Origin of the sequence: Pseudomonas sp. RIT-To-2 (assembly GCF_029623465.1) — a bacterium.
GTDB classification, from domain to species: domain Bacteria; phylum Pseudomonadota; class Gammaproteobacteria; order Pseudomonadales; family Pseudomonadaceae; genus Aquipseudomonas; species Aquipseudomonas silvicola.
The window spans coordinates 69491-95111 of record NZ_JAPYKM010000007.1 but is presented as its reverse complement, the minus strand read 5'-3'; the positions used below and the strand labels follow the sequence as shown (position 1 = coordinate 95111).

Sequence of the window (25621 nt, the reverse complement as noted above, 5' to 3'; positions counted from 1 at the left end):
GACGATGAACATCTTCCAATACATGCGCGCCTTCGTAGCGGTGGCCCAGACCGGCAGCTTCACCCTGGCCGCCGAACAGATGAACACCACCACCGCCAACCTGTCCCGGGCGGTGTCGAACCTGGAAACCCACCTGCGCACGCGGCTGCTCAACCGCACCACCCGGCGCATCGCCATGACCGAGGCGGGCAAGCGCTATTACCAGCGCTGCGAAAGCATCCTGGCCTCGGTGGCCGAGGCCGAGGCCGAAGCGGAAGCCACCCAGGACTACGCCGCCGGCAGCCTCAAGGTGCACGCCATGGCCGGCATCGGCATGCATTACGTGATCGAGGCCATGGCCGACTACCGCGAACGCTTCCCCGAGGTGAGCTTCGACCTGCACCTGAGCAACCGCGTGCCCGACCTGATCGAAGACGGCTTCGACGTGTCCATCGTGCTGGCGGCGCAGTTGCCCGACTCGGGCTACATTTTCCAACGCCTGGGCACCATCTACAGCGTGCTGTGCGCCGCGCCGCGTTACCTGCAGCGCCGAGGTGCACCACAGACACCGGCCGAACTGGAAAACCATGACTGCCTGTTGATGAGCAGCGTCGCCTACCCGGACAACCGCTGGCAGTTCGAAGGTCCGGACGGCCCGGTGGTGGCCGCGTTGCGGGCCACGCCGTTTCAGGTCAATGCCATCGATGCCATGCGCGTGGCCATTCGCAGCGGCATGGGCATAGGCGTGCTACCCAGCTACTCGGCCATCGACGGCCTGCGCAACGGCGAGCTCAAGCGGGTACTGCCGGGGTACCGGCTGCAGCGCCTGAACCTGTACGCCATCTACCCGTCACGGCTGTACCTGGACGCCAAGATCCGCACCTGGGTCGAGCACCTGCGCGCCTCGTTGCCCCAGGCGCTGGCGGAGGAGGAGAGCGATTTGAATGCGCAGGTGGACGAGCGCGGGACGCATGCCGATGTCACGGGTTGACGAACGTCGCTCGGGCGGGTGACCCTGCGCCCCTGACATCTCACTGAAAAGGGCCTCCCATGGCTGACAGCCCCATCCGCATCACAGGCAAGGTGCTGCTCTCGGACAACTGGTACCTGCTGAACAAATACACCTTCGACCTGCGCCGCCGCGATGGAAGCTGGCAGACCCAGACCCGTGAGGTGTACGACCGCGGCAACGGCGCCACCATCCTGCTCTACAACCTGGCCAGGCGCACGGTGGTGCTGGTGCGCCAGTTCCGCCTGCCGTGTTTTCTCAACGGCAGCGATGGTTTCCTGATCGAAACCGCTGCCGGTCTGCTGGACAACGCCAGTCCCGAGGAGCGCATCCGCCTGGAAGTCGAGGAGGAGACCGGCTACCGGGTCAAGGCAGTGGAGAAGATCTTCGACGCCTTCATGAGCCCCGGCGCGGTCACCGAGCGCATTCACTTTTTCATCGGTGAGTACGAAGACCGCGACCGGGTCAATGCCGGTGGCGGTCTGGAACAGGAGGGTGAGGACATCGAAGTGCTGGAGCTGGGCTTCGACGAAGCCCTGGCCATGGTCAGCAACGGCCAGATCAACGACGGCAAGACCATCATGCTGTTGCAGTACCTGGAACTGCGCATCATGCCAGGCCGCCGCTGCTGATCGCCGCCATGCTCAGGCACAAGCACACCAGCGCTGCCTTTCAGCGCTGCAGCACCTGAGCCCCGGCCTGGCTGGGCAGTTTCACCGCGTCCACCAGGGCGATCAGGCCCAGCACGGCGATGCCGATGAACGCCACGCGAAAGTCGCTGGGCTGGGCGTGGGCCGCATGGTGCTGGACACTCATGGACAGGCGCACCAACAGCGCCGCCGCAGCCACGCCCACACCCATGCCCAGTTGGAAGAACATGCTGAACAGGGTTGAAGCTTCGCTCATGCGATCCTTGGGCACGTCGGCGAAGCCGATGGAGTTGTAGCAGGTGAATTGCATCGACCGCGACAGGCCGCCAATGAACAGCACCAGCGCCACCATCGGCCAGGGGGTGTCGGCGCTGAACAGCGCGCAGGCCGCGATGGAGGCCACGCCGATCAGGCCATTGACCAACAGCACCTGCCGGAAACCGAAGCGGCGCATGATCGCCGTGGTGAAGGGCTTCATCGCCAGGTTGCCCGCGAACACCGCCAGCACCAGGGTACCGGCATACACCGGAGAAAAGCCGAAGCCTACCTGGAACAGCAGAGGCAGCAGAAACGGCAGGGCGCTGATGGCCACGCGAAACAGTGAACCGCCAAATATGCTGACGCGGAAGGTGTCGATACTCACTGGGCCCAGGGGCAGCAAGGGGGTTGGATGGCGACGGCAATGGCGAATGGCGAGCACCGCCAGCACCGCGCCCCCCAGCAGCAAGGCGATGCCGGTTCCCAGGTGTTCACTGCCGCCCAGCCACTCCAGGCCCAGCATCAGCGCCGCGCAGGCACCGGCCAGCAGCAGGAAGCCAAGGCTGTCGAAGGGGCGGGTATTTTCAGCGGTGCCTTTTGGCACCATCCACAAGGCCCAGGCCAGGGCGATCAGGCCAAGGGGCAGGTTGACATAGAAAATCCAGGGCCAGGACGCGTGTGTCACGATCAGCCCCCCCAAGGGCGGGCCAAGAATCGGCGCCACCAGGCCGGGCCAGGTAATCACGGCGATCATCTTCACCAGGTCTTTCTTCTCGGTAGTGCGCAGCACCGCCAGGCGCCCGACCGGCACCATCATCGCGCCGCCGATGCCTTGCAGCACCCGCGCGGCGACGAAACTCTCAAGGCTGTGGCTCAGGCCGCACCATAACGACGCCAGGGTGAACAGGCTGATGGCCAGGGAAAACACCCGTCGGGTGCCGAACCGGTCAGCGACCCAGCCCGACAGCGGAATGAAAATGGCCACCGCCAGCAGGTAGGCGCTGATGCCGATGTTCAGGTCAACGGGGGCCTTGCCGAATTGCTCGGCTATCTGCGGCAACGCGGTGCTGATCACCGTGGCGTCGAGGTTTTCCATGAAGAAGGTCACGGCGACCAGGAGGGCGATCCAGGTGGCGGACGGGGTGCGTTCGGCGGGCACTGTGGGGTTCCTTGTGTGGCCAGGGGGGTAGTTTGCCTGTGACGACAGCTTTTGTAACAGGGTTTTGCCGACGGCGCTCGATCTCAAGGACCCAAAAACATCATGTCATGCCCCAGCGAAGCTTGATAAAAACCGCGACAGGCATCTGCTACCCACATGCCACCCAAAGCGTTCCCTGTTCACAGATCTGTGGATTCAATCACTGGACACCCCTCAAACCCCTTCGAAAACCACCCGCTCCGGTACTCGCGTCATCAGTACTTTCCCCCCACGAATCGACACCCGCGCCTTGGCCTGGCGCCGCACCGCTTCGTAATCGTTCTCTGCATCCAGCACCACCAGGTTCGCCGGTCGGCCCACCTCGACGCCATAACGCTCGCCCAGGTTCAAGGTGCGGGCGCTGTTGTCGGTCACCAGGTCCAGGCTGCGGGCCAGGTCTTCAAAACCCATCATGTGACAGATGTGCAACCCGGCATCCAGTACCCGCAGGATGTTGCCATTGCCCAATGGGTACCAAGGGTCCTTGATCGAGTCCTGGCCAAAGCACACATTCATGCCGGCACGGTCCAGCTCGGCCACGCGGGTCACGCCGCGGCGTTTGGGGAAGGTGTCGAAGCGGCCTTGCAGGTGAATGCTCTCGGTGGGGCAGGAAACGAAGTTGAGGCCCGAGCGCTTGAGCAGCCGGAACAATTTCGAGCAATACGCGTTGTCGTAGGAGCCCATGGCCGTGGTGTGGCTGGCGGTGACCCGGCTGCCCATGCCGCGTACCCGAGTTTCCTCGGCCAGCACCTCGAGGAAGCGTGAGCTGGGGTCGTCGGTCTCATCACAGTGCACGTCCACCAGGCAGCCGGTACGTTCGGCCAGGTCCATCAGGAACTTGATCGAGCTGACACCCTGTTCCCGGGTGTTTTCAAAATGCGGAATGCCGCCCACCACGTCGGCGCCCATGTCGATGGCTTGCTCCATCAGTGCGCGGCCATTGTCGAACGACTCGATGCCTTCCTGAGGAAAGGCGACGATCTGCAGGTCGATCAGGTGGCGGGCTTCCTCGCGCACCTCAAGCATGGCCTTGAGCGCACCGAGCGTCGGGTCGGTGACGTCGATATGGGTGCGCACGTGCTGAATACCGTGTTCGGCGAGCATGCGGATGGTGGTGTGGGCCCGCTGTTTGGTGTCTTCGTGGGTAATGGTTGCCTTGCGTTGGCCCCAGCGCTCGATGCCTTCGAACAGGGTGCCGCTCATGTTCCATTCCGGCTCGCCCGCGGTGAGGGTGGCGTCCAGGTGAATGTGGGGCTCCACCAGCGGCGCGATCAGTAACTGGCCGTGGGCGTCGATGTCACCCGGACGGGCAGTGACAGGGGCAGCCTGAGCGGTGATGGCGCTGATCGCTGCGCCGTCGCACGTCACGGTGAACAGGCCCTGACGTTTGCGCAGGGTGGCGTTGATGATGTTCATGGTCGGTCCTTGAGCTGGGCCTCGGCCATGCGCCATACCCGCGGCGCCACCGAAGCATTCAGGCGGAAAAAGGCCTCATCGAGCGACTGCTCGCTGAGCGGTTCAATGGTCAGGCTCACAGGTCCTCCTGCAATTGTGGCGTGTGCTGGCCGCTCAGGTACAGCAGCACCAGGTAGCTGGCGGCGGAGGCGGCGATGCCCACCAGCGGTGCGACCCACGGCGAACTATAGGCCGCCACCGCGCCCACTGCATAAGCCGCCAGCCCGGCCAGGTTGAAGCGCGGCAGGCGTGCGTCGGCCAGGCGCGGGTACTTTCCGCGGTGGCGGCCCCAGAAGTCAGCCATGATCACCCCGCCAATGGGTGGAATGATAGAGCCCAGCAGGATCAGAAAGGGGATCAACCATTCGTACATGCCTCCGATGGCCAGCATCACGCCGATGGCCGCGGCCGCCAGTGTCATGGTGCGCCGGCGTTCGCTGCGCAGCAGGTGGCAGGCGGCGGCCGAGACGTTGTAAATGGTCGGCCCCTGGATGGTCCACAGGTTCAGGCACAGCATGACCACGGCGGCGAACGACAGGCCCTGCAGCATCATCACCTCAACGATGTCAGCCTGTTGGTAGACGATGGCGCACCAGGCGCCGGCGACGATCATCAGGCCGTTACCCACCAGGAAGCTGACCATGCTGGCCACCACCGCGACGCGGCCGCTGCGGGCCAGGCGCGTCCAATTGGTGGCTTGTGTGGCGCCGCTGGCAAAGGTGCCGAAGACCATGGTGATGGCTGCCGATACACTCATGGCCTGTTGCGGCAGTACCGCGCTGAGGCCTTGCCAGCCGCCAATGGTGCGGGTAGCGATGACCATGGACACTGCCAGCAGGCAGAACATCAGCGGCACGCCAATGCGCGACAGCACATCCAGGCCCTTGTAGCCCACCAGTGCGGTCAGGCAGAAACCGAAGCCGAACAGCACCATCAGCGGCAGGGTCAGGCTGGGGGGCAGGTCCAGCAGTTTGACCAGCACGATGGCCACGGTGGCCGTGCCCCATGCGTACCAGCCCAATTCGGCGAAGCCCAGCAGACAGTCGGACAGGCGGCTGCCTACCTCGCCGAAGCAGAAGCGCCCCATCAGTACGGTGTTCAGACCGCTGCGTGCGGCGATCAGGCCCAGGCTGGCGGCGTACAAGGCCAGCAGGCTGTTGCCGAAAAAAGCGATCCACAGCATGTCGCTGACGCCGAAGGCCAGGCCCAGTTTGCCGCCGGCGAACATGGTGCCGGTGAAGAAGGTGAAGCTGAAGAGGACCATGGCGATGGACAACAGGCCTTTGCGGGTTTCTCGTGGGGTTTCGCTCAGGGGGTATTCGCTGGTTGAATTCATTGGCTGGCTCCATGCGCGGTCAGGGGTGTATGGCGTGGAAGGAGCAAGTTGCGGGCCAGTCTGCCAGCAGGGCGCTGTTGCTGGTGCTGTGCTTCTCGGGGGATCGTGCGTATATCCAATGGGTTGGGCGCGACCACGGACGGTTCCGGCCTTACGCCGGGTCACTTTTTGGCAGTCGCCCCAAAAAGTAACCAAAAAGGGCTCGCCCCTGCTGGGGCCCTGCGCTGCGCTCCGGGTACCCACCTTCCGACGCCGACCAGGGGGCAAACGGCCCCGGCTATAGAAGCTTGCCGGGGCCGTTCCTCGGCTGAAGCCTCGGGCCCTGCGGGCAGCCCCCTGGTCGACGCCGGAAGGTGGCCCAGGCGCTTAAAGGGGCGGTAGATCAACAGCAAGATCAAAAGCCACAGCAAAAGCAAAAGCCACAGCAGAAGCAACGCTGCGCTGTGAGGGCGGCCGCGCCTTGGCTTTTGATCCCGCCTTTGACGTTGCCTTTGATGTTGCTTTTGCTTTTGCTTTTGATGTGCCGCCCCGTAAAGCGCCTGGGCCTTCTTCCGGTGTCGACCAGAGGGCAGCCCGCAGGGCCCGAGGCTTTAGCCGAGGAAACGGCTCCGGCAAGCTTCTATAGCCGGGGCCGTTTGCCCTTTGGTCGGCGCCGGAAGAAGGGGACCCGGAGCGCAGCGCAGGGCCCCAGCAGGGGCGAGACTTTTTTGCTTACTTTTTTTGTCGTCTGAAAAAAAGTGAGCCGGCGTAAGGCCGGAACCGCCAGTTGGGCCCCCAATCCCTTCGGATATGTACTCAGGTTGAAAAGCCACGCTTCTAATGAAAAGCCACGCTTCTAAAGGGATTGCACACATATCCAATGGGTTGGGCGCGCCCACCGACGGTTTCGCCCTTACGGCGAGTCACTTTTTGGCAGTCGCCCCAAAAAGTAACCAAAAAGGGCTCGCCCCTGCTGGGGCCCTGCGCTGCGCTCCGGGTACCCACCTTCCGACGCCGACCAGGGGGCAAACGGCCCCGGCTATAGAAGCTTGCCGGGGCCGTTCCTCGGCTGAAGCCTCGGGCCCTGCGGGCAGCCCCCTGGTCGACGCCGGAAGGTGGCCCAGGCGCTTAAAGGGGCGGTAGATCAACAGCAAGATCAAAGGCCACAGCAAAAGCCACAGCAAAAGCCACAGCAAAAGCCACAGCAAAAGCAAAAGCAAACGCCACAGAAAACGCTCTTTCGCGCCGCGTGCCTCAAATTGCGGCGCCATCGCACCCCGGCAGTGCGCACTGCATCCATCCACCGCACAAATGCCTCGTATGCCAACAAACAATTTCCGGCATGGCTTGCCGATCTCTAAGGTAGCTCCATAGCCGGCCGGCACCCCCCACCAGGCCGCTAACCATAACAACAAGACTGGAGACATCCCCATGCCGTGCCCTTCGTCGTTACCCCCCACCTGATTGCCCTTTCGCTGTTCCCACAGGCAGGCGCCACGCCGTCGCGTGTGTTGCCGCCCGGATTTTATTGGTTGCATGAGGAATGCTTGATGAGCGACATCGCAAAAGTGCTGATCGTCGGCGCCGGTATTGGTGGCCTGAGTGCCGCCATTGCCCTGCGCAATGCCGGGGTGGAGGTCGATATCGTCGAGATCAGCCCCCAGGCCAAGGTCTACCACGTGGGCATCGTGGTGCAGGCCAACTGCATCCGCGCCATGGCCCAGCTGGGCATTGCCGACGCCGCCGTGGCCGCCGGGTTTCCCTACAAGGGCCTGCGTATCTGCAACCAGCAGGGCCAGGTCAAGGCTGAACTCAGTGGCGCGCAACTGGCCGGCCAGCACTACCCGGCCAACCTTGGCCTCACTCGGCCCGCCTTGCACAAGGTGCTGCTGGACGCGGTCGCCGACAGCGGGGCCAACCTGCGCCTGGGCCTGACGTTCACTGACATCGAACAGAGCACCGAACAGGTGGCGGTGCGCTTTACCGACGGCACCCGCGGCAGCTATGACCTGGTGGTGGGCGCCGACGGCGTGTACTCGAAAGTCCGCACCACCGTGTTCGGCGAAGCGTACAGGCCGCGTTTCACCGGCCAGGGCGTGTGGCGCTACAACCTGCCGCGGCCCAAGGACCTGCTGTGGTCGCACATGTTCGAAGGCAAGCCCGGCGGCAAGGCCGGCTATACGCCACTGACCGAAGACAGCCTGTATGTGCTGTCGGTGTTCGAGGAGCCCGGCAACCCGTTCTTTGCCCCGGACACCCTGGCCGCCGAGTTTCGCAAGCGCCTGGATGGCTATGGCGGCCTGGTGCCGCAACTGCGCGAGCAGATCACCGACAACAGCCAGGTGGTGTACCGCCCGCTGGAAGCCTTGCTGGTGCCCGCGCCCTGGTATCGCGGCCGGGTGCTGCTGATTGGCGATGCCGCCCACGCCACCACGCCGCACATGGGCCAGGGCGCGGCGCAGGCGGTGGAGGACGCGGTGGTGCTGGGCGAGTTGTGTGGCACCGCCGGCCTGAGCCTGGGCCAGGTGCTGGAAGGCTTCATGGCGCGGCGCTTCGAGCGCTGCAAGTTCATCAATGAAGGCTCGGTGCAGATCGGCGAATGGGAACAACGCCCCAGCGCCGACGCCGACTTCACCGGCTTGATGGCGCAGATGATCAACGTCGTCGCCCAGCCCATCTGATAAGGAATGCAACGGATGAACCACAACCCTCTCAAAGGCTGGCAAGTGGACCGAGACGCCATCGGCTTCATCGGCCGCGACCTGCAACGGCCCGAATGCATCATCGCCCAGCCTGACGGCAGTCTGTGGGCCGCCGACGCTCGTGGCGGGGTCATGCACATCGCCCTCGACGGCGAACAGACCCTGGTCGCGCCCAGGCAGGCGGTCAGTGACGATGCATCCTTCGAGTCGCGCTATGTGCAGTCCCAGGGCGCCTCGCTGCCCAATGGCCTGGCGTTGACCGAGCAGGGTGACTTCATCATCTGCAACTGGGGCCTGGACCGCATCGAAAAACTCGATCGCCAGGGCAATGTCCAGGTGCTGTTCGACCAGCTTGACGGCAAGCCGCTGGGCAAGACCAATTTTCCCCTGCGAGATCGGCAGGGGCGTATCTGGTTCACCGTCACCACGACGATGCAACCGTGGACCGATTCGATCAATTCGGGCGTGCTGGACGGCTACATCGGGGTGATCGACGACAAGGGCATCCGCATCGTCGCCGAGGGTTTTGGTGGCACCAACGAAATTCGCTTTGATGACAACGAAGAGTGGCTGTACGTGGTGGAAAGCAACGCGCGGCGCATCAGCCGCCTGCGCCTGAACGCCGATGGTTCGCTGAGCGACCGCGAGGTGTTCGGCCCTGCGGAGCTGGAAGGCTTTCCCGACGGGTTTGCCTTCGACTGCTTCGGCAACCTGTGGGTGACCCTGGTGATGACCGACAAGCTCATCGCCCTGACCCCGCAGGGCGAAGTGCTGACACTGCTGGACGACAGCAACCCTGAAGCCACCGCCGAGCTCAACCGCCACTACCACGCCAAGACCCTCACCCCGTCGATCATGCAGGCGGCCCACGGCACCCTGGCGCCGTGGATGGCCAGCATCAGCTTCGGCGGCCCGGACTTGCGCACGGTGTACCTGGGCAGCCTGCAAGGTACGCGCATTCCCTTCTTCCAGGCCCCGGTGGCCGGCCAACCGCTGATCCACTGGCGCTGAACCAGAATCCAGGAACACTAAGGAACCGACCCATGATCCGTCATCTCAAGAAAGGCAAACCGGCCGAACAGAAGGCCGAACTCAACGCCCAGGTACGTGACACCGTCGAGCAGATCATCAAGGCCATCGAGCTGCGTGGCGAGGCGGCCGTGCGTGAGTATTCGCAACAGTTCGACCGCTGGAACCCTGCCAGCCTGCGCCTGAGCCAGGAAGAAATTCAGGCCTGCATCGACAGCCTGTCACCCCAGGCGATCGAGGACATCAAGTTTGCCCAGGCGCAGATTCGCCGTTTCGCCCAGATCCAGCTGATGTCGTTGCGCGACGTGGAGGTGGAGACCCTGCCCGGTGTGGTGCTGGGGCACAAGAACATTCCGGTGAACTCCGTGGGCTGCTATATCCCTGGCGGCAAGTACCCGCTGCTGGCTTCGGCGCACATGAGCGTGCTGACCGCCAAGGTGGCTGGGGTGAAGCGCGTGATCGCCTGCGCGCCGCCGTTCGATGGCAAGCCTTCGCCCGAGATCATCGCCGCCATGGCCCTGGCCGGTGCCGATGAAATCTATGTGATGGGCGGTGTGCAGGGCGTGGCCGCCATGGCCCTGGGCACCGAGCATATCGCCGCGGTGGACATGATCGTCGGCCCGGGCAACGCCTATGTGGCCGAAGCCAAGCGCCAGTTGTACGGCCGCGTGGGCATCGACCTGTTCGCCGGGCCTACCGAGACCATGGTCATCTGCGACGACACGGTGGACGCTGAACTGGTGGCCGTCGACCTGCTCGGCCAGGCCGAGCATGGCCCGACTTCGCCGGCGTTCTGCGTGACCACCAGCACGCGCATCGCCGAGGAACTGCCGGCGGCCCTCGAGAAAGTGCTGGCCCGCCTGGACACCGCGCCCATTGCCAGTGTGGCCTGGCGCGATTATGGCGAGATCATCCTCTGCGACAGCGATGAAGAGATGCTGGCCGAGTCCGAACGCATCTGCTCCGAGCACGTGCAGGTGATGACCCGCGACCCTGATTGGTTCCTGGCGCGCATGACGAACTACGGTGGCCTGTTCCTGGGGCACCGCACCAATGTCTCCTATGGCGACAAGGTGATCGGCACCAACCATACCTTGCCGACCATGGGCGCCGGGCGCTACACCGGCGGGCTGTGGGTGGGCAAGTTCATCAAGACCCATACCTACCAGCGCGTACTCACCGACGAGGCCAGCGTGGCCATCGGTGAAGTGTGCTCGCGCCTGTGCGCGCTGGAGCATTTTTCCGGGCACAAGGAACAGGCCGACATTCGTGTGCGCCGCCTGAAGAAGGCCTTGTGATGAAGGCCCTGGAAGGCAAGGTGGCCGTGGTCACTGGCGCCACGGGCGGGTTGGGTGGGGCGATATGCGCTGCCTTGGCCCAAACCGGTGCGCGGGTCGTGGTCGGCTATAACCGCCGTGCCGACGCGGCCCACGCGCTGCTAGCCGAACTGCCGGGGGATGGCCACCTGGCCGTGGCCACGCCGGTCACCGACAGCGCCGCCCTGGGGCGGCTGGCCGCCACGGTGCAGGACCACTTTGGCCGCTGCGATCTGTTGGTGAACTGCGCGGGTACCACGCGCTTTGTCACTCACGCCGATCTCGACAGCCTGGACGACGTACTGATAGACAGCATCCTGGCCACCAACGTGCGAGGCCCCATTGCCTGCGTGCGCGCCCTGGCGCCGCTGCTCAAGGCCAGTGGCGACGGTCTGGTGGTGAACATCAGCTCCATTGCCGCGCGCACCGCCATGGGCAGCAATATTGCCTATTGCGCGTCCAAGGCAGCGGTCGACAACCTCACCCGGTCGCTGGCCCGTGCCCTGGCGCCCCAGGTGCGGGTGGTGTCGGTGGCGCCGGGGCTGGCCGACACCGAGTTCGTCCAGGGCCTGGCCCAGGCCTGGCGTGACGAGCAGGCCGCGCGCACGCCGCTGGGGCGCCTGGCGCTGGCGGCGGAAGTTGCTCGCGCGGTGGTGGCCCTGGCCACGCACCTGACCTTTACCACTGGCGCCGTCATCCCTGTGGATGGCGGGCGGCCGCTGAGCTGAGGAGGGCGCCCATGTTCGCGATCAAGCCCCACCATGGCGGTATCAGCGTGCCGAACCTGGACGAGTCGATCGGCTGGTACCGGCTGATGCTCGGGTTCGAAGTGGAAAGCCGTGCCTTTATCGAGCAGATCCCGGCGCACATCGCGTTTATCCGCTGTGGCGACTACCGCATCGAACTGTTCCAGCTGGAGCAGGCCAACGCACTGCCGCCCGAGCGCCGCGAGCCCCACCTGGACCTGCGTACCCACGGCCACAAGCATCTGTGCTTCGCGGTGCAGGACGCCTTGGCGGCGTTTGCCGAATTGCGCGGCAAGGGCGCCGATATTGTCTTCGAGAATGTCATCGGTGGCACGCCCATGGGCTTTTTGCGCGACAACAGCGGCAACCTGCTGGAACTCATTCAATTTCCTGCCTTGTGGCCGGAACAAGGAGTACACCCATGAAACTGGCAACCCTCAAAGACGGCAGCCGTGACGGCCGCCTGGTGGTCGTGTCCCGCGACCTGCGTCGTGCCGTGCTCGCCACTGGCATCGCCGCCACCCTGCAGGCAGCGATCGAAGACTGGGCGAGGTGCGAGCCCTTGCTGCAGCAACTGTCGGTGGCGCTGAACCGCGGGGACGCGGGCCAGGCGTTCGATTTCGAGCCACGCGAGGCCATGGCGCCCCTGCCACGGGCCTATCAGTGGGCCGACGCCTCGGCGTTTCTCAACCACGGTATGCTGATGGAGCGTGCGTACAATCTGGACATCAGGAAAGACCCTGGCGTGCCTATCATCTACCAGGGCGCCGGCGACGACTTCATGGGGGCCCATGACGACTACCCGGTGCCCGGTGAAGCGCATCAGATCGATTTCGAAGGGGAGGTGGCCGTGGTGCTCGATGACGTGCCCATGGGCGTGCAGCCTGCCGCAGCCGCCGGGCACATCAAGTTGCTGATGTTGCTCAACGACGTCAGCCTGCGCGCTCACCTGTTCAAGGAAGTGAGCATCGGCTTCGGCCCGCTGCGGGCCAAACCCAGCACGGTGTTCGCCCCGGTGGCAGTAACCCCGGACGAACTGGGCGGGGCTTGGCACGAAGGACGGGTCAAGCTGCCCCTGCACGTGCAGTGCAACGGCGAGCGCTTCGGCGAACCCAATGGCAGCGAGATGGACTTCAGCTTTCCGGAATTGGTGATGCACCTGGCCCGTACGCGCAAGCTGGGCGCTGGCACTGTCCTGGGGTCGGGGACCTTCTCCAACCGCGAGTACAAGGTGACGGGCTCCGCGTGCCTGGCCGAGCGCCGGGCCGTGGAAACCATCGAGCAGGGCGCCGCCAGCACGCCATTCCTCAAGTTCGGCGACCGCCTGCGCTTCGAGATCTTCGGCCTGGATGGTGTCAGCGTGTTCGGCGCCATCGACCATCGATTCGTGGCGGCGGAGGCCTGACATGCACATCCTCATCACCGGCGCCAACGGCTTTGTCGGCGCGACCCTGGTGCAGCGGCTGCTGAACAGCCCCGGGGCCCTGCCGGGCTGGACCCGGTTGACCCTCCTGGACCTCGGCTTCGATATCCCGTGCCACGACCCCCGGGTTCGCGCCCTGGCTGGCAGCCTGGACGACCCCCGCCTGTTGGCCGACGCGCTGGAAACGCCGGTCGACATCGCCTTCCACCTGGCCAGCGTGCCTGGCGGGCTGGCCGAGCGTGACTATGGCCTGGGCAGGCGGGTGAACCTGGATGCCACCCTGGCCCTGCTCGAAGGCCTCAAGGGCCAGGTGCGGCCGGCGCGGGTGGTGTTCGCCAGCACCATCGCCGTGTACGGTTCGCCCCTGCTGCAGCCGGTTGACGACCACACGCCGCTGCACCCGCAACTGAGCTATGCCACCCAGAAGATCATGGGCGAACTGCTGGTCGAAGACTTCAGCCGCCGTGGCTGGGTGGACGGCATCAGCCTGCGCTTGCCGGGTATCGTCGCCCGGCCACCGCAGCCGTCGGGTCTGCTGTCGGCGTTCATGAGCGAGATGTTCTGGAAACTCAAGGCGGGCGAGCCATTCGTGTGCCCGGTGTCGCCAGCGGCGCAGGCCTGGTGGATGTCGGCGGCGCGGTGCGTGGACAACCTTCTGCATGCCGCCCGGCTGCCGGCCGAAGCCCTGCGGCCGCGGCGGGTGTTCGCCTTGCCGGTGCTGCACCTGAGCATGGCGCAATTGATCGATGGGCTGTGCGCGCGTTTTGGCGAGAACCGTCGGGCACAGGTCAGCTACGCGCCTGACGCGCACCTTGAAGCCAACTTCGGTCGCTACCCACCACTGCGCGCCGAAGCCGCCGAAGCGTTGGGTTTGCGCCATGATGGCAGCCTGGAAGCGCTGATCGCCAACACACTGCCACGGACGGTTGACGTTTTACCTTTATAACAATAATCCGGAGAGGCCATGAACGCTCCCACTCGCATCACCCAGTCCAAGGCAACGTTCGCCACCTACCTGCTGCTGTTGATCAACTGCCTGTCGCCCATGGCGGCGATCGTGGTGGCGCCCAGCCTGCCGCAGATGCAGGCGCACTTCGCCGCGGTGCCCAACGTCGAGTTCCTCATTCCCGTGGCCCTGACCGTCCCGGGGCTGCTGGTGGCATTGCTCAGCCCGGTGGTGGGCATTCTCGCCGACCGCCATGGGCGCAAGCGCCTGTTGGTGGCGTCCATCGTCGGCTACGGCATCTTCGGCCTGATGCCCATGTTCCTCGACTCGCTGTACGCCATCATCGTCAGCCGCGTGGCGCTGGGGTGCGTGGAGTCGGTGGTGGTGACGGTCAGTACCCTGCTCATCGGTGATTACTACAGTGGCGCGCAACGGCAGAAATACCTGGCGCTGCAGACCACTTTCGCCTCGGCGTCGGCCATTGTGTTCTTCATGGTCGGCGGCGCCCTGGGCGAGATCGGCTGGCGTGCGCCTTACGTGGTCTATGCCGTGCCGCTGCTGCTGGCACTGGTCAGCAAAGCGCTGCTGTGGGAACCGCAGGCCGCGAGCATGGCGGCCGATGAAGAGGGCGCCAATGCACCGCTGCGCTTTCGTCCGCTGTTGCTGGCCGGCATCTGCCTGGTCACCTTTATCGGCGCGGTGATGTTCATGATCCTGCAGATCCAGATGGCCTACCTGCTGGGCGACATCGGCGAGCACTCGCCGCAGACCGCTGGCCTGGTGGCGTCGGCGTGCAGCGTGATGATCGTCATCGGTACCCTGAGTGTCCACATGCTCGCGCGCCTCGGGCTGCGCACCCCACATTGCCTGGCGTTGGCGTTCGGCCTGATCGCCGCCAGCTTCCTCGCCATCCCAGCCATGCACAGCTGGCAGGGCATCATGGGCGTGGCCTTGATCAACGGCCTGGGGTGCGGCCTGATGCTGCCCACCCTGGCCATCTGGAACATGCGCGAGCTGCCCTGGCAGCGCCGCGGCCTGGGCACCGGCATGTGGTACGGCAGTTACTGCCTGGGCATGTTCTTCAGCCCCTTGCTGGTGGTCGCGGTGACCAAGACCAGCGGCAGCCTGGCCACCACCGTGAGCTGGGCCGGTGGCCTGTGCGTGCTGGTGGTCATCGCGGCCCTGGGCGCCAGCCTGTTCAAGCGCGCCAAGACCCGCGACCTGAGCCTGGCGGCGGTGAACCTGGAAGATGCCTGACCCCCTGACCCCCTGACACACCCCGGTGCGCCCACGCGCCGGGGCGGACAGCCTCATCCTCAAAACAACAATAAAGAGACCGAACATGACCCAGCGAGCGGCGGTTGGCTGTGCCCTGATGATCACCCTGGCAGGCCCGGTGATGGCCGATGAACAAGGCCCGGTGGCCGACACCATGGCCACTGAATACCCCAACCAGAAGATCGGCCCACGGGTGCTCAATGTCGAGCCCAACGCGCCGGCGGCCAGCGACAAGCTGTTGGCCGAGCAGGGCAGGTGGCTCAACGAACAGGGCATCAGCCCGCACTTGTCCATGACCGAGATCTACCTGCGCAACCCCAGCGCGGGCCTGAGCACCGGCAACCACGAGGCACTGACCCTATTTGCCCTGGGCGGTGACTTCGACCTGGACAAGCTGGTGGGCATCCCTGGCGGTACGCTGCATTTCGAGCAGTTGTACGTACCCTGGACCAGCAACCTGGCCTACGGCAGCCAGGTGGGCGATGTCATTGCCGGCAAGCCGGGGCCGTACATCCCGCGGGTCAGCCACCTGAGCCTGTTCACCTATGAACAGAAACTGCTGGACGACACGCTGGCCATCGAAGTGGGCAAGAGCAACGCGGGCAACTATTTCGCCCTGCCGCTGTGCAATGTGCCGCTGGGCTGCGTCAACGCCATCCTCCAGGACACTGCGGGCATCAACCCGCCGCCTTACGCCAACTGGGGCGCGCGCATCGGTTACGACCTGACCCCAGCCCTGCGTGCCCAGGCAGGCGCCTGGCGCAGCAACAATGCCTACCCGTTCACCAACGGCTGGGAGCGTACCACGGGCGATAGCGGCGGCACCCTGAGCACCCTGTACCTGGCCAACCTGGCCTACCGCACTGACTACCACATGGAGGCCTACCCGCAGACCTATGAGCTGTTGGGCTTTCACAACAACGGCGAACAGACCGACCCGTACTACACCGTGAACGGCACCTCGAAGGTCCGCGACAGCAGCGCCGCTGCCCGCACCAGCAAGGGGGTCAGCGGTTTCTATGTGGGCGCGAAGAAGACCTTCTGGCGCCGGGACGGCGGCAAGGGCAGCGACCTCAACCCCACGGCGCTGACGGCTTACGCCAGTCTCACTCACACCGTGGATCAGGACACCGCCAATGGCGTCGGCACACAGGGCAACGCCGGCTTGATCCTGTCGGCGCCGTTTCGCAGTCGGCCGTTCGACAGCTATTCGGTGAACCTCAACTGGGCGCAATTGACCGAGCGTGAACAGCGCTTCCTGGAAGAGGCGCACGCCGCGTCCGGGGGTGGTGACTACCGCCCTGGCCGCAACGAATACGGCCTCTCCGTGGACGCCAACTTCGTGCTGACCGACAGCATCGTGGTCAGCCCTTTCCTGTTGCGCACCTGGGGCGCCAGTACCTGGCTCAACCCCTACACCGGTATCAGCCCGCGGGACGGTTACGCCGCCGGGCTGCTGTTTCATATCCAGTTCGACGAACTGCTTGGCCTCAACAGCCACCACTGACCCGGCAGAGTGCTGCTCAACCCTGCAAAGGAGCTGCAGCGATCAGCCGCGGCGAAGTACCCGCTACACCGTGCGCCACCGACGCGGCCAGGGTATTTGCGGTGCTGGTGCGCGGCGCTCGCAGCCATCCACGGCATGGATACATCCCATGCCGACAAACAATTGGTGCCCACGCCCGCAGCTTCGTACGCTGGCTTGGCAACCGCGTTCAACAAGGACAACAACAATGCATCGCTACCTGAATTTCGAGGAGGCCTGACATGGCCATCATCGGCATCGATACCCTGCTGTACGGCGTCGAGGACCTGGCCCGGGCCTCGCACTTTTTCGACGATTTCGGCCTGGTGCGCCTGAGCGCCAACGCCGAGGAAACCCTGTACCGCCTGGACGAAGGCTCGACCATTATCGTTCGTGCCCTGGAGCACCCCTCCATTCCGGCGTCGCGGTACGAAGGCTACGGGGTCAAGGAAACCATCTGGGGCGTGGACAGCGCCGACAACCTGCGACGCCTGGTGGATGACCTGGCCCGTGACCGTGACGTGCGTCTGGGCGACGACGGCGCTTGGCACTTTCTCAGCGATTGTGGCCAGGCCCTGGGCCTGCGGGTGTTCAGCCGCAAGAAGGCGACCTACGCCCCGGACCCGATCAATGCCGCCGGCAACGTCAACCGCCTCAACCAGCATCGCAAGTGGCGCACGCGGGCGCGGCCCAAGACCATCAACCACGTGGTGTTCGCCGTGGACGATTACTGGGCAAGCTTTGCCTTCTTCCGCGACCGCCTGAACTTCCGTCTTTCCGACCACCAGAAGGGTGTGGGTACCTACCTGCGCGCGGATGGCGCCAACGAGCACCACAACACCTTCCTGCTTAACAACAAGGCCCCAGGCGCCGGAGGCGTACCGCGCTTCCACCACACCTGTTTCGGTGTCGAGGACTTCGACGAGGTCATGGTCGGCTCCAACTACATGACCCGTCGCGGTTGGCAGCATGGCTTCCTGGGTACCGGCCGGCACCGCATCGCCTCGGCGATCTTCTGCTACTTCGATTCACCCACGGGCGGCGAGGCCGAATACGGTGCCGACACCGATTACCTGGACGACAACTGGGTGCCCCGCGAGTGGGAGTTCCGCTTCGGCACCGCGCAATGGATGGGCAACCCGCCGGCGTTCATGCAGGACGAGATTCCCTGGGACGTGACCTTCTACCAGGGCGAAGAACCGGCCATGCGCCGCTGACCAGCACAAGGACAACAACCGATGTTCCAGTATTTCGAAAGCAACTACGTGTGGAGCCTGGCGGTGGCGGCGGCCATCGAGATGGGCGGCAAGATCGGCGAGATCGAGGCCATGTGCCGGCCACTGGTGGACATCGCCAGGCGCGGTGATGACGAAGGTACCCAGGCTTTCCTCGCGGCCTGGGAGGCCGGTGGCGATAACCTGGTGGCCCTGGCTGAAGAGGACAAGGCCGCCGGCCGGCTGTTGAGCGCCGGTGACAAGTTCAACCGGGCGGCGGTGTATTTCATCACCGCAGAGCGCATGCAGGCCCACGGCTATGCGCCGCGCAAGGCGCTTTACGCCAAGTTCCTGAGCACCTTCGCCGAAGGCGCGCGGTTGTCCCGTGAGCCACTGCAGCGCGTGGAAATACCCTACGGCGGTGCCCACCTGGCGGGCCTCTACACCCCGGCCGAAGGTGCGCAGGGGCCAGCACCCTGCCTGGTGATCATCAATGGCCTGGACAGCACCAAAGAGATGGTTTACCGCGCCGGGCTATTTCCACAGTTGCTGGCCAGGCGCGGCATCGCCAGCCTGTTTCTCGACCAGCCGGGCACCGGCGAGGCCCTGCGCCTGCATGGCATGACCGCTGTCGCGAACACCGAAGTGTGGGCGAGCAAGGTAGTGGACCACCTGCAGACCCGCGCCGACATCGACCCGGCGCGCATCGGCTTGCTGGGCGTATCCCTGGGCGGCTACTACTGCCCACGGGCGGTGGCATTCGAGCCACGTTTCGCGTTGGGCGTGGTATGGGGCGCCAACCACAACTGGGGCGAGGTGCAGAAGCGCCGTCTGGCGCGGGAAGGTGAACGGCCGGTGCCGCACTACTGGGAACACGTGCGCTGGGTGTGGGGCGCCAGCGACATGGATGAATTCATGGCAATCGCCGAGCACGTCCACCTGGACGGCGTGATGCAGCGCATCAAAGTACCGTTCCTGGTGACCCATGGCGAGGCCGACCGGCAGATCCCGCTGGCCTATGCGCACCAATCATTCGACCAGCTCACCGACAGCCCTGACCGTGAACTGAAGATCTTCACCCCGCGCGAAGGCGGCATCCACCACAGCAGCCTGGACAACACCGCCAACGCCGGCGCCTGGATCGCCGACTGGGTCGCGCAGCGCCTGGGTGGCCGCCTGGAATAGCGTATTGGCCCTATCGCCGATCCCGCAGGTGCACCGCCTTCGGCCAGCCTCCACGAACCCCTGCAACCCCTGTGGGACCGGGCTTGCCCGGGAAGGGCACGGCGCGGTGTTTCTGGAACACCGCGCCGTGCTCTTCCCGAGCTTCGCCCGGTCCCACACAGAAAACCCACACACACACACACACCGCAGCTACCCCTGTGGGACCGTGCGCCGCGGTGGGCAGGGCTATACGCGGTGCCGCCTTCCCGATTCGCAGGTTGCCACAGGGTGGGTGATCACGTACCCGGTACGCCCGCCTGCCACTGCGACCAATGTGTGGTGATGTCCTGCACCAGGGCGTTGCCCGCGCGGTAGAGGTTGTCCAGCGCGGGCACGAAACCGCCTTGGTCGGCGTACTTGAGCAGGTTGTCGACTTCGCTGTAACCAGGGTAGGGGCGGTCGAAGTCGGAGCCGGCGCGTATCACCGCCAGGCGCTGGATATCCACCCGGCCCATACGGCTGGCCCGCAGCAAGGCTTCATAGGTGGAGTTGTCTTCCTGCTGCGTCGTGCAGTAGGTGCCCTTGTTGTCGGTCAGCAACCTGGTCCAGGCCTCGGCCCGTTCGCTCAGGCGTGTGCCCGAGTACCAGGTGTTGCCAGCCAGGGTGTCACAGCGGGTCACTACCGGCGGCTGGTTGGCGGGCGCGTACGGGTAGTGCTGACGCCAGGCGGCCGATTCCTTGCTTTCCGTCAACGCCACCTTCTGTGACAGGGCATAGGCTTTGGCCTGCAGCGCCGGGTTGAGCTCGAACACCTCGGTCTTGTAGTCCAAAGGTGGTTTCTGACCGGGGTTCTGGGTGTTGATGCCCAGGTAGCCAGTCGGCCAGTCCTTGGGTACGTCCCGCGAATCCAGTTCCCACTGCGTGCCGAACTCCACCAGGTAGTGCGCCCAGGCCGGTGTGCCAAGCGTGCCTTCATGGGGGTTGATGCCGGCGATGCCCGCCACCACGAACCAGGTCTTGCGCAGGTCGAACTGGCTCGACAGTGCCAATGCCAGGGTCGAGGCCGCGGCGTTGGTCTGGCCCATGCCCGTGGTCATCAGGCACACCTGCTGATGGTTGCACAGCACGTCGGGGTAATCGGCGGACAGGCCCGGCACCGCGACTTTCTCCGTCAGTTGCAGGTGGTCGATCCAGTTCTTCGCCTCGGGGGCGAACATGGTGATCAGCATCACCCTGGGTTGCAACGGCGCGGCGACGGCAGCCGGGCTGGTGGCGGCGGCCGTGGCGAGGGCCAGGCCGGTGAGGGGGGCAAGCAAGTGGCGCATGAAAGGTCCTTTTTCAGGGGGCGATCAGCTCAAGTGGGAAGGCGAACTATAGCAAGGCCCTGTGTCGGTCTTGCGACGCAGGGCCCGGTTCAAGCGTGTTCAGCCAGGTACTGCAGCACCACCCGGTTGAAAGTGGCGCTGTCACTGACGCTGGACGCATGGCCGCCATAGTCGAGTACGTGCAGGCGCCCATTGGGCAAACCGTCGGCCAACACCCGGGAGCGCTGCCAGGGCACCAGCATGTCGTCACGGTTGGCCAGCAGCAACGTTGGGGTATGGATCTGGGCAAGGTGGGCGTCGACGTTGAACGCCTGCAGGGCCGCGATGCGCTTGAGCAGGTTGGCGGGGTCCGGGAAGTGCGCCAGGGCATGGGCGTCATCCTCGGCCAGTTGGGCGCTGTTGGCGGCGATCCAGTCGGCGGGGTAGAGGAACAGTGCCTGGGCCTGCACGTAGGCCGCCGGGCCACTATGGTTGAGCAGGTTCTTGCGTACCGCGAAGCAGCGCGCGCTGTGGGGGTTGGGGCTGCTCCAGGCGTTGACCAGTACCTGGCTGCGCAACAGCGCCGGGCGCTGCAGCGCCAGTTCCAGCCCCACCAGCCCGCCCAGGGCATGGCCCATGAAGTGGCAGTGGCTGACCTCCAGCTGGTCAAGCAGGGCCAGCAGTTCGGCGGCCATGGTGGCGATGCTGTAGCCCTCGGGCAGGGTGGCCGGGCTGCGGCCGCTGCCGGCGTGGTCGTACACCAGTACGCGAAAACGCTCGCCCAGCTCAGTCAGTTGCGGGCCCCAGAAACGCGCGGAGCCCCCAAGGCCGGAGCTGAGTACCAGCACCGGTGCGTGTGGGTCGCTTCGACCCAGCCATTCGTAGTACATGGTATGAATATCCTTAGCCGACGTGGGCGATGCTCGCGATTTCGATCAGCGCGTCCGGTTTCACCAGGCCGCACTGGATGCAATAGCGGGCCGGTTTTTCCCCGGCGAAGTATTCGGCGTACACCCCGTTGATGGCGGCATAGTCAGCCCAGTCGCGCAGCATGATCATGTTGAAGGTGACGTCGTCGAGGCTGCCACCGGCCGTCTCCACCACACCCTTGATGGTCTCCAGCACATGGCGCGTCTGGGCGGCGGCATCGCCCACGTGCACCACATTGTTGTCCTTGTCGAACGGCAAGGTGCCGGAGACATACAGGATGCCGTCGGCCAGGGAGCCCGGGACGAAGGGGGCGATGGGCACGCCGGTGCCCGCGGGGATAATGGCTTTCTTGCTCATGGTCGAATTCCTCTCAGGCACTGGCCGTGGCGAAGGTGGTGCAGAAATCCTCGACGCTGGACACCCAGCCGAAGAACGTCTCGATATTGAACAACGCCGCCTGCTGGGCGAAGGCCGGGCCGGCCTGGTGGGTGGCGTCTGCCAGTACCACGCCGAAGTACTCCAGGAAAAAACCATCGCGCAGGGTGGATTCCACGCACACGTTGGTGGCGATGCCGGTGAACACCAGGTTGCGAATGCCGCGGCTGCGCATCAGGCTGTCGAAATTGGTGTTGAAGAAGCCGCTGTAGCGGGTCTTGGGCACCAGAATATCGCCAGGCTGCGGTTGCAGCTCGTCCACCAACTGGTAGTCCCAGCCACCTTTGGCCAGCAGCGTGCCATGCAGCTCGGGGCGCTGACGCATGGTTTTCAGGGCGTTGGACTTGTGCCAGTTGGGCGAGCCGGGGCCGCCGGCTTCCACGTACTCGGCGTCCCAGCCGTTCTGGAAGAACACCACCGGCATGCCGGCGGCACGTGCCGTGGCCAGGGCCTTCTGAATGTTGGCGATCACCGGGCCGGTGCTGCTGACGTCGAACCCGGCCAGGTCCAGGTAACCCCCCAGGCTGGCGTAGGCATTTTGCATGTCGACCACCACCAGCGCCGTTTCGCTGGCCTTCAGGCTCAACGCTTCCGGGCGTGCGGGCAACGTACGGGCGGGTAGCGGGTCAGCCGGCAGGGCGTAGCCGCTGAAAGGGGCGGGGGCGTTCATCAGGCGGTTTCCTTGAGCAGGTTGATGTGCTGGCGGCTGGTCATCAGCGGCTGAATCTTTTCGCCGAAGTCTTCCACCCCTTGCACGAAATCATCGAAGGTCAGCATCACGCCTTGGGTGCCGGGCACCGTGGCCACCTCGTCGAGCATTTTTGCCACACTGCTCCAGGAGCCCACCAGCGTACCCATGTTGATGTTCACCGCCGAGGTCGGGTCGGCCATCTGGCGCATGTTCGAGCCGGGGCTCTGGTCAGCCGCGCCCTTGTCGGCCAGCCAGGCGATGGCCTCCTGGTCGGCGCCTGCCTTGTACAGCTCCCAGCGCTCGCGGGCCTGCTCGTCGGTGTCGGCGGCGATGATCATGAACAGCACGCAGGACGTGACATCGCGGCCGGTTTTCGCATTGGCCTGGATAAGGCGCTCGGCGGTGGGCGCGAAGGCGGTAGGGGTATTGACCCCCTTGCCGAAGCAGAAGTTGTAGTCGGCGTACTGCGACGAAAAGGCCATGCCGGCATCGCTCTGCCCCGCACAGATCACTTTCACGTCGGCCTGGGGCTTGGGGCTGACTCGACAATCGTCCATGGTGAAGTATTCGCCCTTGAGGTCGCTGTGCCCGGTGCTCCACAGTTCGCGCAGCACCTGGGCGTATTCAGCCAGGTAGGCGTAGCGGGTATGGAAGAATTCATCGCCGGGCCACAGGCCCATCTGCTCGTATTCAGGCTTCTGCCAGCCCGTCACCAGGTTGACGCCAAAGCGCCCGCCGGAGATCGAGTCGATCGTGCTGACCATGCGCGCGACAATGGCCGGGGGCAGGGTCAGGGTGGCGGCGGTGGCGAACAACTGGATGCGCGAGGTAACCGCGGCCAGGCCCGCCATCAGGGTGAAGGATTCCAGGTTGTGCTCCCAGAATTCGGTCTTGCCGCCGAAGCCACGCAGCTTGATCATCGACAGGGCAAAGTCGAACCCGTAGTGCTCGGCCTTCTGCACGATAGTCTTGTTCAGCTCGAAGGTAGGCTTGTACTGGGGGGCTGTGGTGGAAATCAGCCAGCCGTTGTTGCCGATGGGGATGAAGATTCCAACGTCCATGGGTGATCCTCTTGCACGGGGCGGGAAAAGACCCCATGGCACTTGCACTAACCAGGCCATCTTTGTTTTTGTTCTTGTAAACAATGGGTTGTAATTTATGACGGACCAATTGGTCTGTGCTGGAGCACCTGGTTTGTGCACGCTGCACGGGGTTGGGGCGTAGCGGGGTAGTTGCCTCTGACGGCGCGCGCGGTAAAGTGCGACTGTTTTTCCGTCGGTTACAGGATGCCCGTGTGAAGAAAGAACCCGCTGCCCCGGCCAAGACGCCGCGTACGCCCAGCGCCTCCACCCTCAAGCGTCGCCACCGGTTGGTGGAAGGCAAGCGTGCGGTGATCCTGGACGCTGCCCTGCAACTGTTCTCCCGTTTCGGCGTGCATGGCACCAGCCTGGACCAGGTCGCGAGCCTGGCCGACGTGTCCAAGACCAACCTGTTGTACTACTTCAGCAGCAAGGACGAGTTGTACCTGAGCGTGCTGCGCCAACTGCTGGACGTGTGGTTGCGCCCCTTGCGCGGCTTCAGCGCCGAGCAGGACCCGGTACAGGCCATCGGCGATTACATCCGCATCAAGCTGGAACTGTCCCGCGACCACCCGGCCGAGTCGCGGCTGTTCTGCCTGGAGATCGTCCAGGGCGCGCCGTTGCTGCTCAAGGAATTGCAGGAGCCGCTGCGCGAGCTGGTGGACAGCAAGGTGAAGGTGATCCAGGCCTGGATCGATGCCGGCCAGTTGGCGGCCATCGAACCGCACCATCTGATCTTTTCCCTGTGGGCCACCACTCAGCATTACGCCGACTTCGCCAGCCAGGTGGCGGCGTTGACGGGGAAGGGGTTGAGTGACCCGGTGTTTTTCCAGGAGGTGTTGGGGAATGTGCAGGGGCTGATTCTCAATGGGCTTCGGCCGCGGGGGTGAGGGGTGTTGAACCGCCTCACCTTACCGTCACCTGATTTTTCGTACGGACCTGGCCGCGTCACGCTTCATACGCTGTGCCAGGCATACCGCAGTGCCGGGGGGCGGCGGGTCATCAGGCCCTTACGGGTTGACGAAATCCTGATAGTTGGCTTTGGTGATCAATTGGTAAGGAATGGTCAGTTCCGCCTCGTAGGGCTGCTTGCGCACCATCTGTAACGCCAGGTCGATGGAGCCGGTGGCCTGGCCCTTGTTGTCCTGGTACACGGTGACCGCCAGTTCATCACGTTTGATCGCTTCCAGGCCCGCTGCCCCGCCGTCGCTGCCGCCTACCAGGATATCCTTGCCCGGCTCCAGGCCGGCCTGGCGGATGGCCATGGCGGCGCCAATGGCCATTTCGTCAGCGTTGGCCGCCACGGCGTCGATTTTCTTCCCGGACACAATCCAGTTGTTCATCAGGTCCATGGCCTTGCTGCGCTGCCAGTCGGCGGTCTGTTCTTCCACCACGTGGATGTTGGGGTAGTCCTTGAGCACGGTCTTTACCCCCAGGGTACGGTTGTGTGTCGCGTTGTTGGAGAGCAGGCCGAGCATGATCGCCAGGTTGCCTTTGCCGCCCATCTTGTCGGCCAGGTAGCGCATCTGCATCTCGCCGGCCTTGACCTCATCCGAGCCGACGTAGCCGACCCCCGGCGGCAACTGGTCGCCGTCGGGCCGGCGGTTCACGTACACCAGGGGAATGTGGGCCTTCTGGGCGTCGTCGGTGATCTTGGCCGTGGCGGCGGTGTCCACCGGGTTGACGATGATCGCGTCCACCCCCTGGCTGGTGAAGTTCTGCACCTGGTTGAGCTGGCGCACCACATCGCCCTGGGCATCCTCGAACTGCAGGGTCACGCCGGGCAGTTGCTTGGCATGGGCCGCCATGTAGTCGCGCATCTGCGCCAGGAACACATCATCGACCTGGGCGATGCTGACGCCAATGCGCACATCGGCCAGGGCCAGGGGGGAGAGGGCTGCGGCGAACAGCAGGGCGAGCAGTTGCTTTTTCATGGTGGTGCTCCGGTCTTGTTGTTGTTTTTGAATAACCTTGA

General features: G+C 64.7%; 24 protein-coding genes. 14 read left to right on the top strand and 10 right to left on the bottom strand.

Going from position 1 to position 25621, the window contains the following annotated elements:
• Window positions 1-4 precede the first annotated feature (4 nt).
• Together QBK88_RS08665 and QBK88_RS08660 are read left to right on the top strand one after the other, a co-directional pair.
• Window positions 5-970: a LysR family transcriptional regulator gene (locus QBK88_RS08665; protein WP_277961732.1), complete on the top strand. Its 966-nt coding sequence runs from the start codon at window positions 5-7 to the stop codon at window positions 968-970.
• Window positions 971-1029: 59 nt separating this feature from the next.
• Window positions 1030-1620, top strand: a complete 591-nt coding sequence (locus QBK88_RS08660) for an NUDIX domain-containing protein (RefSeq protein ID WP_268142597.1) — start codon at window positions 1030-1032, stop codon at window positions 1618-1620.
• A 40-nt stretch (window positions 1621-1660) separates the two neighbouring features.
• Here the strand turns inward: QBK88_RS08660 and QBK88_RS08655 are convergent, their stop codons facing one another.
• From QBK88_RS08655 to codB, 4 genes are all read right to left on the bottom strand, one after another.
• Window positions 1661-3103: an MFS transporter gene (locus QBK88_RS08655; protein WP_277961821.1), complete on the bottom strand. Its 1443-nt coding sequence runs from the start codon at window positions 3101-3103 to the stop codon at window positions 1661-1663.
• Window positions 3104-3268: 165 nt separating this feature from the next.
• Window positions 3269-4510, bottom strand: a complete 1242-nt coding sequence (gene codA / locus QBK88_RS08650; protein ID WP_268142596.1) for a cytosine deaminase — start codon at window positions 4508-4510, stop codon at window positions 3269-3271.
• A complete protein-coding gene (locus tag QBK88_RS08645; protein WP_268151742.1) occupies window positions 4507-4629 on the bottom strand; it encodes a hypothetical protein in 123 nt (40 codons plus the stop codon). The genes codA and QBK88_RS08645 overlap by 4 nt, the downstream gene beginning before the upstream one ends.
• Complete coding sequence (gene codB / locus QBK88_RS08640) at window positions 4626-5885, bottom strand: cytosine permease (RefSeq protein WP_277961731.1); 1260 nt, start codon at window positions 5883-5885, stop codon at window positions 4626-4628. Before codB ends, QBK88_RS08645 begins: the two co-directional genes overlap by 4 nt.
• 1529 nt (window positions 5886-7414) lie before the next feature.
• Here codB and QBK88_RS08635 point away from each other — a divergent pair.
• The 11 genes from QBK88_RS08635 to QBK88_RS08585 all read left to right on the top strand — a co-directional run bounded on the left by QBK88_RS08635 (window position 7415) and on the right by QBK88_RS08585 (window position 19228).
• Window positions 7415-8545, top strand: a complete 1131-nt coding sequence (locus tag QBK88_RS08635; protein WP_277961730.1) for an FAD-dependent oxidoreductase — start codon at window positions 7415-7417, stop codon at window positions 8543-8545.
• A 15-nt stretch (window positions 8546-8560) separates the two neighbouring features.
• Entirely contained in the window at window positions 8561-9577 is a 1017-nt protein-coding gene (locus QBK88_RS08630) for an SMP-30/gluconolactonase/LRE family protein (protein ID WP_277961729.1), read from the top strand.
• Window positions 9578-9609: 32 nt separating this feature from the next.
• Entirely contained in the window at window positions 9610-10893 is a 1284-nt protein-coding gene (gene hisD / locus QBK88_RS08625; protein ID WP_268142584.1) for a histidinol dehydrogenase, read from the top strand.
• On the top strand, window positions 10893-11639 hold the full coding sequence (locus QBK88_RS08620; protein WP_277961728.1) for an SDR family oxidoreductase: 747 nt from the start codon (window positions 10893-10895) through the stop codon (window positions 11637-11639). Before hisD ends, QBK88_RS08620 begins: the two co-directional genes overlap by 1 nt.
• An 11-nt stretch (window positions 11640-11650) precedes the next feature.
• The gene (locus QBK88_RS08615; RefSeq protein ID WP_277961727.1) at window positions 11651-12082 is read left to right on the top strand and encodes a VOC family protein; all 432 of its coding nucleotides are present in this window, start codon (window positions 11651-11653) and stop codon (window positions 12080-12082) included.
• The gene (locus QBK88_RS08610; RefSeq protein ID WP_277961726.1) at window positions 12079-13062 is read left to right on the top strand and encodes a fumarylacetoacetate hydrolase family protein; all 984 of its coding nucleotides are present in this window, start codon (window positions 12079-12081) and stop codon (window positions 13060-13062) included. The genes QBK88_RS08615 and QBK88_RS08610 overlap by 4 nt, the downstream gene beginning before the upstream one ends.
• A 1-nt stretch (window position 13063) precedes the next feature.
• The gene (locus QBK88_RS08605) at window positions 13064-14026 is read left to right on the top strand and encodes an NAD-dependent epimerase/dehydratase family protein (RefSeq protein ID WP_277961725.1); all 963 of its coding nucleotides are present in this window, start codon (window positions 13064-13066) and stop codon (window positions 14024-14026) included.
• A gap of 18 nt (window positions 14027-14044) precedes the next feature.
• Window positions 14045-15283, top strand: a complete 1239-nt coding sequence (locus QBK88_RS08600) for an MFS transporter (protein WP_277961724.1) — start codon at window positions 14045-14047, stop codon at window positions 15281-15283.
• A gap of 85 nt (window positions 15284-15368) precedes the next feature.
• Entirely contained in the window at window positions 15369-16811 is a 1443-nt protein-coding gene (locus QBK88_RS08595) for a carbohydrate porin (RefSeq protein WP_277961723.1), read from the top strand.
• Window positions 16812-17071: 260 nt separating this feature from the next.
• A complete protein-coding gene (locus tag QBK88_RS08590) occupies window positions 17072-18046 on the top strand; it encodes a VOC family protein (protein WP_277961722.1) in 975 nt (324 codons plus the stop codon).
• A gap of 21 nt (window positions 18047-18067) precedes the next feature.
• Entirely contained in the window at window positions 18068-19228 is a 1161-nt protein-coding gene (locus QBK88_RS08585) for a prolyl oligopeptidase family serine peptidase (RefSeq protein ID WP_277961721.1), read from the top strand.
• 275 nt (window positions 19229-19503) lie between these two features.
• Here QBK88_RS08585 and QBK88_RS08580 read toward each other — a convergent pair whose 3' ends face one another.
• The 5 genes from QBK88_RS08580 to rutA form a co-directional block, all read right to left on the bottom strand.
• Complete coding sequence (locus tag QBK88_RS08580; protein ID WP_268142569.1) at window positions 19504-20532, bottom strand: purine-nucleoside phosphorylase; 1029 nt, start codon at window positions 20530-20532, stop codon at window positions 19504-19506.
• 89 nt (window positions 20533-20621) lie between these two features.
• Window positions 20622-21401 (bottom strand): pyrimidine utilization protein D, encoded by a 780-nt coding sequence (rutD, locus tag QBK88_RS08575; protein ID WP_277961720.1) that lies wholly within the window; start codon window positions 21399-21401, stop codon window positions 20622-20624.
• Window positions 21402-21414: 13 nt separating this feature from the next.
• Entirely contained in the window at window positions 21415-21798 is a 384-nt protein-coding gene (rutC, locus tag QBK88_RS08570; protein WP_277961719.1) for a pyrimidine utilization protein C, read from the bottom strand.
• A gap of 13 nt (window positions 21799-21811) precedes the next feature.
• Window positions 21812-22546: a pyrimidine utilization protein B gene (gene rutB / locus QBK88_RS08565; protein ID WP_277961718.1), complete on the bottom strand. Its 735-nt coding sequence runs from the start codon at window positions 22544-22546 to the stop codon at window positions 21812-21814.
• A complete protein-coding gene (gene rutA, locus QBK88_RS08560; protein ID WP_268142560.1) occupies window positions 22546-23628 on the bottom strand; it encodes a pyrimidine utilization protein A in 1083 nt (360 codons plus the stop codon). Before rutA ends, rutB begins: the two co-directional genes overlap by 1 nt.
• A gap of 233 nt (window positions 23629-23861) precedes the next feature.
• Here rutA and rutR point away from each other — a divergent pair, with 233 nt between their 5' ends.
• Window positions 23862-24536, top strand: coding sequence for an HTH-type transcriptional regulator RutR (gene rutR, locus QBK88_RS08555; RefSeq protein ID WP_268142558.1), 675 nt, complete (start codon window positions 23862-23864; stop codon window positions 24534-24536).
• A 120-nt stretch (window positions 24537-24656) separates the two neighbouring features.
• On the opposite strand, the gene QBK88_RS08550 is transcribed toward rutR, so the two are convergent.
• Window positions 24657-25580, bottom strand: coding sequence for a sugar ABC transporter substrate-binding protein (locus QBK88_RS08550; protein WP_268142556.1), 924 nt, complete (start codon window positions 25578-25580; stop codon window positions 24657-24659).
• Window positions 25581-25621 lie beyond the last annotated feature (41 nt).

Bases quoted from the DNA above. Each gene is read 5' to 3' on its own strand.
- codA (WP_268142596.1), bottom strand. From the start codon at position 4,510: ATGAACATCATCAACGCCACCCTGCGCAAACGTCAGGGCCTGTTCACC.
- rutC (WP_277961719.1), bottom strand. From the start codon at position 21,798: ATGAGCAAGAAAGCCATTATCCCCGCGGGCACCGGCGTGCCCATCGCC.
- QBK88_RS08590 (WP_277961722.1), top strand. From the start codon at position 17,072: ATGGCCATCATCGGCATCGATACCCTGCTGTACGGCGTCGAGGACCTG.
- QBK88_RS08550 (WP_268142556.1), bottom strand. From the start codon at position 25,580: ATGAAAAAGCAACTGCTCGCCCTGCTGTTCGCCGCAGCCCTCTCCCCC.
- QBK88_RS08615 (WP_277961727.1), top strand. From the start codon at position 11,651: ATGTTCGCGATCAAGCCCCACCATGGCGGTATCAGCGTGCCGAACCTG.
- hisD (WP_268142584.1), top strand. From the start codon at position 9,610: ATGATCCGTCATCTCAAGAAAGGCAAACCGGCCGAACAGAAGGCCGAA.
- QBK88_RS08600 (WP_277961724.1), top strand. From the start codon at position 14,045: ATGAACGCTCCCACTCGCATCACCCAGTCCAAGGCAACGTTCGCCACC.
- rutD (WP_277961720.1), bottom strand. From the start codon at position 21,401: ATGTACTACGAATGGCTGGGTCGAAGCGACCCACACGCACCGGTGCTG.
- QBK88_RS08585 (WP_277961721.1), top strand. From the start codon at position 18,068: ATGTTCCAGTATTTCGAAAGCAACTACGTGTGGAGCCTGGCGGTGGCG.
- QBK88_RS08665 (WP_277961732.1), top strand. From the start codon at position 5: ATGAACATCTTCCAATACATGCGCGCCTTCGTAGCGGTGGCCCAGACC.
- QBK88_RS08610 (WP_277961726.1), top strand. From the start codon at position 12,079: ATGAAACTGGCAACCCTCAAAGACGGCAGCCGTGACGGCCGCCTGGTG.
- QBK88_RS08660 (WP_268142597.1), top strand. From the start codon at position 1,030: ATGGCTGACAGCCCCATCCGCATCACAGGCAAGGTGCTGCTCTCGGAC.
- rutB (WP_277961718.1), bottom strand. From the start codon at position 22,546: ATGAACGCCCCCGCCCCTTTCAGCGGCTACGCCCTGCCGGCTGACCCG.
- QBK88_RS08595 (WP_277961723.1), top strand. From the start codon at position 15,369: ATGACCCAGCGAGCGGCGGTTGGCTGTGCCCTGATGATCACCCTGGCA.
- QBK88_RS08620 (WP_277961728.1), top strand. From the start codon at position 10,893: ATGAAGGCCCTGGAAGGCAAGGTGGCCGTGGTCACTGGCGCCACGGGC.
- rutA (WP_268142560.1), bottom strand. From the start codon at position 23,628: ATGGACGTTGGAATCTTCATCCCCATCGGCAACAACGGCTGGCTGATT.
- QBK88_RS08630 (WP_277961729.1), top strand. From the start codon at position 8,561: ATGAACCACAACCCTCTCAAAGGCTGGCAAGTGGACCGAGACGCCATC.
- QBK88_RS08635 (WP_277961730.1), top strand. From the start codon at position 7,415: ATGAGCGACATCGCAAAAGTGCTGATCGTCGGCGCCGGTATTGGTGGC.
- codB (WP_277961731.1), bottom strand. From the start codon at position 5,885: ATGAATTCAACCAGCGAATACCCCCTGAGCGAAACCCCACGAGAAACC.
- QBK88_RS08605 (WP_277961725.1), top strand. From the start codon at position 13,064: ATGCACATCCTCATCACCGGCGCCAACGGCTTTGTCGGCGCGACCCTG.
- QBK88_RS08580 (WP_268142569.1), bottom strand. From the start codon at position 20,532: ATGCGCCACTTGCTTGCCCCCCTCACCGGCCTGGCCCTCGCCACGGCC.